Below are 5,558 nucleotides of genomic sequence, written 5' to 3'. Positions count from 1 at the left end.
TGAGTTGTATGTCGCGGGCGCGCAGCTGGCCCGTGGGTATCTGGGTCGTCCGGCGTTGTCCGCGGAGCGCTTCGTGGCCTGTCCGTTCGGGTCGGCGGGTGAGCGGATGTATCGCACGGGTGATGTGGTGCGTTGGCGTGCGGACGGGAACCTGGAGTTCCTGGGGCGCGCGGATGACCAGGTCAAGGTCCGTGGCTTCCGGATCGAACTCGGCGAGATCGAGGCGGCGTTGGAATCCCACCCCGCTGTGGCCCAGGCCGCGGTACTGGTGCGCGAGGACGTGCCCGGAGACAAGCGCCTGGTCGCCTACGTGATCCCGGCCGAGGACACGGTGGACACGGCGGTACTGCGCGCACACGTGGGTGGCCAGCTGCCGGAGTACATGGTTCCGGCAGCGATGGTGGTCCTTGACGCACTGCCGCTGACGGTCAACGGCAAGCTCGACCGCCGCGCACTGCCCGCACCCGAATACACGGCCGCCGACGGTGGCCGAGGCCCCGCCTCGCTCCAGGAGGAGATCCTGTGCGCGGTGTTCGCCGACGTACTCGGTCTTCCGAGCGTGGGTGTCGACGACAACTTCTTCGAGCTGGGCGGCCATTCGCTCCTCGCGGTGTCGCTGATCGAGCGGCTGCGCGAGCGAGGTCTGCCCGTGAGCGTGCGGAGTCTGTTCGCGACGCCGACGGTGGCCGGGCTCGCGGCCGCTGTCGGCGCGGGCGGCCAGGGCACGGTGGCCGTGCCGGAGAACCTGATCCCGGCGGACACCGAGGTCATCACCCCGGAGATGCTGCCGCTGGTGGACCTGACGGCGGAGGAAATCGACCGCATCGTCACCCGGGTGCCGGGCGGGGCGGCGAACATCGCCGACATCTACCCCCTCGCGCCCCTCCAGGAGGGCCTGTTCTTCCACCACCTGATGACCGGTGAAGGCGAAACGGACGTCTACCTCCAGCAGACAGTGCTGAGGTTCGACGCCCGGCAGCGCGTCGACCGGTTCATCGAGGCCCTCAAGGCCGTGATGGAACGGCACGACATCCTCCGCACGGGCTTCGCGTGGGACGGCCTGCGCGAGCCGGTGCAGGTAGTGGTCCGCCACGCCGAAGTGCCGGTCCACGAGGTCGCACTCGACGAGACCCCCGAGGGCCAGGACGCGGTCGAGCAGCTGCTGGACACCGCGGACAAGGCCATGGACGTCGGCCGTGCCCCGCTGCTGCGCGCGTACATCGGTGCGGAACCGGGCAGCGACCGCTGGCTGATGGTCCTCCAGAACCACCATCTCGTCGAGGACCACACCGCTCTGGAACTGCTCCTCGCCGAGGTGCGCGCCCACCTGGAGGGCCAGGAGGACGCGCTGCCCACCCCGGTTCCGTTCCGGGAGTTCGTGGCGCAGGCGCGGCTCGGCGTGACGCGCGCCGAGCACGAGCGGTTCTTCGGCGAGCTGCTCGACGGAGTGACCGAGCCGACGGCGCCGTACGGTCTCCTCGACGTACGGGGCGACGGCACCGAGGTCGACGAGGTCATGAGCACCCTCGACACGGCCGTGGCCACCCGCCTGCGGGAGCAGGCGCGGCGTCTCGGCGTCAGCCCGGCGACGCTGTTCCACCTGGTGTGGGCGCGGGTCGTCGCCGTGACGTCGGGCCGTGACGATGTCGTCTTCGGCAGTGTGCTGTTCGGCCGTATGCAGGCCGGTACGGGAGCCGATCGGACGCCGGGTCTGTTCATCAACACGCTGCCGGTACGTGTGCCAACGGGTCGGGTGTCGGTGGGTGAGGCCGTGCGGGGCATGCAGAAGCAGCTCGCCGACCTCCTCGTCCACGAGCACGCCCCGCTCACCCTCGCCCAGCAGGCCGCGGGCCTGCCCGCGCAGACTCCGCTGTTCACCTCCCTGCTGAACTTCCGGCACAACACCGCCGGCAGCACGGGCCCGGACGACACGATGAGCGGTGCCCTCGAAGGCGTCGAACTGCTCTCGGCCCACGAGCGGAGCAACTACCCCCTCACGGTGTCCGTCGACGATTCGGGTGCCCGCTTCGACGTCGTCGTCCAGGCCGCCGCACCCCTCTCGCCGCAGGCGGTGACCGGCCTGATCCACGCCGCCGCGGCGAACCTCGTCACCGCGCTCGAAGAGGAGACCGGAGCCACCGGCCTCCACGAGGTGCAGGTCCTCGACGAGACGGAGCAGCGACAGCTCCTCACGCGGTGGAACGACACCGCGCACGAGGTTCCCGTCACGACGCTCCCCCGACTGTTCGCGAACCAGGCCGGGCGCACCCCGGACGCCGTCGCCGTCACCTTCGAAGGCACGGAGCTGTCGTACGCGGAACTGGACGCACGCACCAACCGGCTGGCCCGACTGCTGATCTCCCGCGGCGTGGGTCCGGAGTCCGTGGTCGCCGTGTCCATGGAACGGTCCGCCGAACTGGTGGTGGCGCTGCTCGCGGTGCTGAAGACCGGTGGCGCGTACGTGCCGGTGGACCCGGAGTACCCCGCGGACCGCATCGCGTACATGTTCAGCGACGCCCGACCGGTCCTCGTCCTCACCAGCCAGTCCGCGGCGAGCGGCCTGCCTGTCGTCGCCGACCTCGAACGGGTCGTCGTCGACGAGCCGCAGACCGTCTCCGCCCTGGCCGGGCTGGACGCCGGAGAGCTCACCGACGCCGAGCGGCGGGGCGCGCTGCTGCCGGACCACCCCGCGTACGTCATCTACACGTCGGGCTCCACCGGCAACCCCAAGGGGGTGGCCGTCCCGCACCGCAACGTGGTCCAGCTGTTCGAGGCGGCGAAGAGCAGGTACGACTTCGGCGCGGACGACGTGTGGACCTGGTTCCACTCCTTCTCCTTCGACTTCTCGGTCTGGGAGATGTGGGGCGCCCTGCTCCACGGCGGCCGCCTCGTGGTCGTGCCGCACGGGATCTCCCGGTCGCCCGGAGGCTTCCTCGACCTGCTCGTCCGTGAGCGGGTGACCGTGCTCAACCAGACGCCGTCGGCGTTCTACCAGCTCGTCCAGGCCGATGCGGAGGCCCGCGAGCTGGGCTCCCGCCTCGCGCTGCGCTTCGTCATCTTCGGCGGCGAGGCACTGGACCACGGGCGCCTCACCGACTGGTTCGCGCGTCACCCCGAGGACGCCCCGGCCCTGGTGAACATGTACGCGCCGACCGAGACGACCGTGGTCTGCACGGCGTACCCCGTGGGCGCGCGGGAAGAGGAGAGCGCCGGGGTCCTGCCGATCGGCAGCCCCATGTGGAACACCCGGACGTACGTGCTCGACGACGGCCTGCGCCCCGTCCCGGTCGGCGTCGCCGGCGAGCTGTACCTCGCCGGAGCCCAGCTCGCGCGCGGCTACACGCACCGGCCCGGCCTCACGGCGGAGCGCTTCGTGGCGTGCCCCTTCGGAGCGGCCGGCGAGCGGATGTACCGCACGGGCGACGTCGTGCGCCGACGCGCCGACGGACACCTGGACTACGTCGGACGCGCCGACGACCAGGTGAAGGTCCGAGGGTTCCGCATCGAGCTCGGCGAGATCGAGGCCGTACTGGCCTCGCACCCGCTCGTCGGCCAGACGGCCGTGCTCGTACGCGAGGACACCCCCGGGGACAAGCGTCTCGTCGGCTACGTGGTCGCGGACCCGACGGCGGAGAACAGCGGCGCGGCGGCGGACCTGTCCGCCTCCGCGCTGTCCGCGGCCGTACGCGGATACGTGCGCGAGCAGCTCCCGGACCACATGGTGCCCTCAGCCGTCATGCGGCTCGACGCCCTTCCGCTGACCGTCAACGGGAAGCTGGACCGCCGGGCGCTGCCCGCACCGGACTACCGGATCGCCGGTTCGAACCGGGCGCCGAGCACACCGCGCGAGAAGGAGCTCTGCGACCTGTTCGCCGAGGTCCTCGGGCTGCCGGAGGTGGGAGTCGACGACTCCTTCTTCGACCTGGGCGGGCACTCGCTCCTCGCGACCCGCCTGGTGAGCCGCATCCGCACCGCCCTGGGCGCCGAGCTGCCGATCAGGACGCTGTTCGAGGCACCGACCGTGGCCGGACTCGCGAGTCGCCTCGCAGCACAGACGAACACGAAGAGAGCACGGCCTGCACTGCGGCCGCGGCCGAGGCCCATGCAGGAGGAAAACTGATGATCCCGCTGTCGTTCGCCCAAAGGCGCCTGTGGTTCCTGGCGCAGCTCGAAGGCCCGAACCCCACGTACAACATCCCCGCCGCCCTGCGGCTCAGGGGTGAGTTGGACGTGGCCGCCCTGCACACTGCCCTGCGGGACGTGGTGGAGCGGCACGAGGTACTGCGGACGGTGTTCCCCGCCGCCGACGGAACCCCGCACCAGCGGATCCTCGACACGGACGCGGTGCCCCTCGATCTACCGGTGATCCCGACGGCGGGGGAGGACGCCCTGGCCCCGGCCCTCGCCGAGGCCACGGCCCAGCCGTTCGACCTGGCATCGGACATTCCCATCCGTGCCCGGCTCTACGAACTGGCGCCGCAGGAGCACGTACTGCTCCTCGTCCTCCACCACATCGCCAGCGACGGCTGGTCCATGGGGCTGCTCGCCCGGGACATCTCCGAGGCGTACGGCGCACGCCGCGCGGGTCACGCCCCCCAGTGGGAGCCGCTCCCCGTCCAGTACGCGGACTACACGATGTGGCAGCTCGACCTCCTCGGGGACGAGAGCGACCCGGAGAGCGTGCTCGCCGAGCAGCTCGCCTACTGGCGGACCACGCTGGCGGGCGTACCGGAGGAACTCCAGCTGCCCGCGGCCAGGACACGTCCGGCGACGGCCTCCTACCGCGGTGACCAGGTGCAGCTCCGCATCGACGCGGAGCTGCACCAGCGGCTGACCGAACTGGCCCGCGCGGAGGGCGCCACCCTCTACATGGTTCTCCAGGCCGGTCTCGCGGTGCTGCTCTCCCGGCTCGGCGCGGGCGACGACATCCCGGTCGGCACGCCCATCGCCGGCCGCATGGACGACGCCCTCGACGACCTCGTCGGCTTCTTCGTGAACTCGCTCGTCATGCGCACGGACCTGAGCGGGGACCCGTCGTTCACGGAACTGGTGTCCCGGGTGCGGGACGCCGACCTCAGCGCGTTCGCCCACCAGGACGTGCCGTTCGAGCGCCTCGTCGAGGAGCTCGTACCGACACGGTCCATGGGGCGCCACCCCCTGTTCCAGGTGATGCTGGCCGTCCAGAACAACGCCCAGGCCGTACTCGACCTCCCCGGGCTCCAGGTCAGCGCGCTGCCCGGCGGCAAGGCCCCGGCCAAGTTCGACCTGTCCTTCGACCTGAGCGAGGAGTTCGACGCGCAGGGACGCCCCGCCGGACTGAAGGGGTCGATCACCTATGCGCTGGACCTGTTCGACCGGGAGACGGTGGACGACCTCCGTACCCGATTCATCCACGTACTGAACGCCTGCACCGCTGACCCGTCGGCCCGCGTCACCCAAGTCCCGGTTCTGGCCGAGGTGGAGCGGGATCGTCTGGTGCGTGGGTGGAACGACACTGGTCGTTCTGTTCCTGAGGTGTCGTTGACGGAGTTGTTGGCGGCGCAGGTGTGTGAGACGCC

General features: G+C 71.0%; 2 protein-coding genes and 1 pseudogene. All 3 read left to right on the top strand.

Annotation, left to right across the window (positions count from 1 at the left end; genetic code table 11):
• Window positions 1-793: pseudogene (locus IG74_RS54945) on the top strand (AMP-binding enzyme); the annotation flags it as partial.
• On the top strand, window positions 782-4,120 hold the full coding sequence (locus IG74_RS47040) for an amino acid adenylation domain-containing protein (RefSeq protein WP_267885644.1): 3,339 nt from the start codon (window positions 782-784) through the stop codon (window positions 4,118-4,120). The pseudogene IG74_RS54945 and the gene IG74_RS47040, both read left to right, overlap by 12 nt.
• On the top strand, window positions 4,120-5,558 hold a 1,439-nt coding region (locus IG74_RS48540), incomplete at its 3' end, for a condensation domain-containing protein (protein WP_030689156.1). The genes IG74_RS47040 and IG74_RS48540, both read left to right, overlap by 1 nt.

This window comes from Streptomyces sp. NRRL B-1347, from assembly GCF_000720325.1.
Taxonomy (GTDB): domain Bacteria; phylum Actinomycetota; class Actinomycetes; order Streptomycetales; family Streptomycetaceae; genus Streptomyces.
The sequence above is the reverse complement of the archived record's forward strand: the minus strand, read 5'-3'. Positions and strand labels throughout refer to the sequence as shown.

Excerpts from the sequence above, each read along its gene's own strand:
- IG74_RS47040 (WP_267885644.1), top strand. The coding sequence starts at position 782 with ATGCTGCCGCTGGTGGACCTGACGGCGGAGGAAATCGACCGCATCGTC.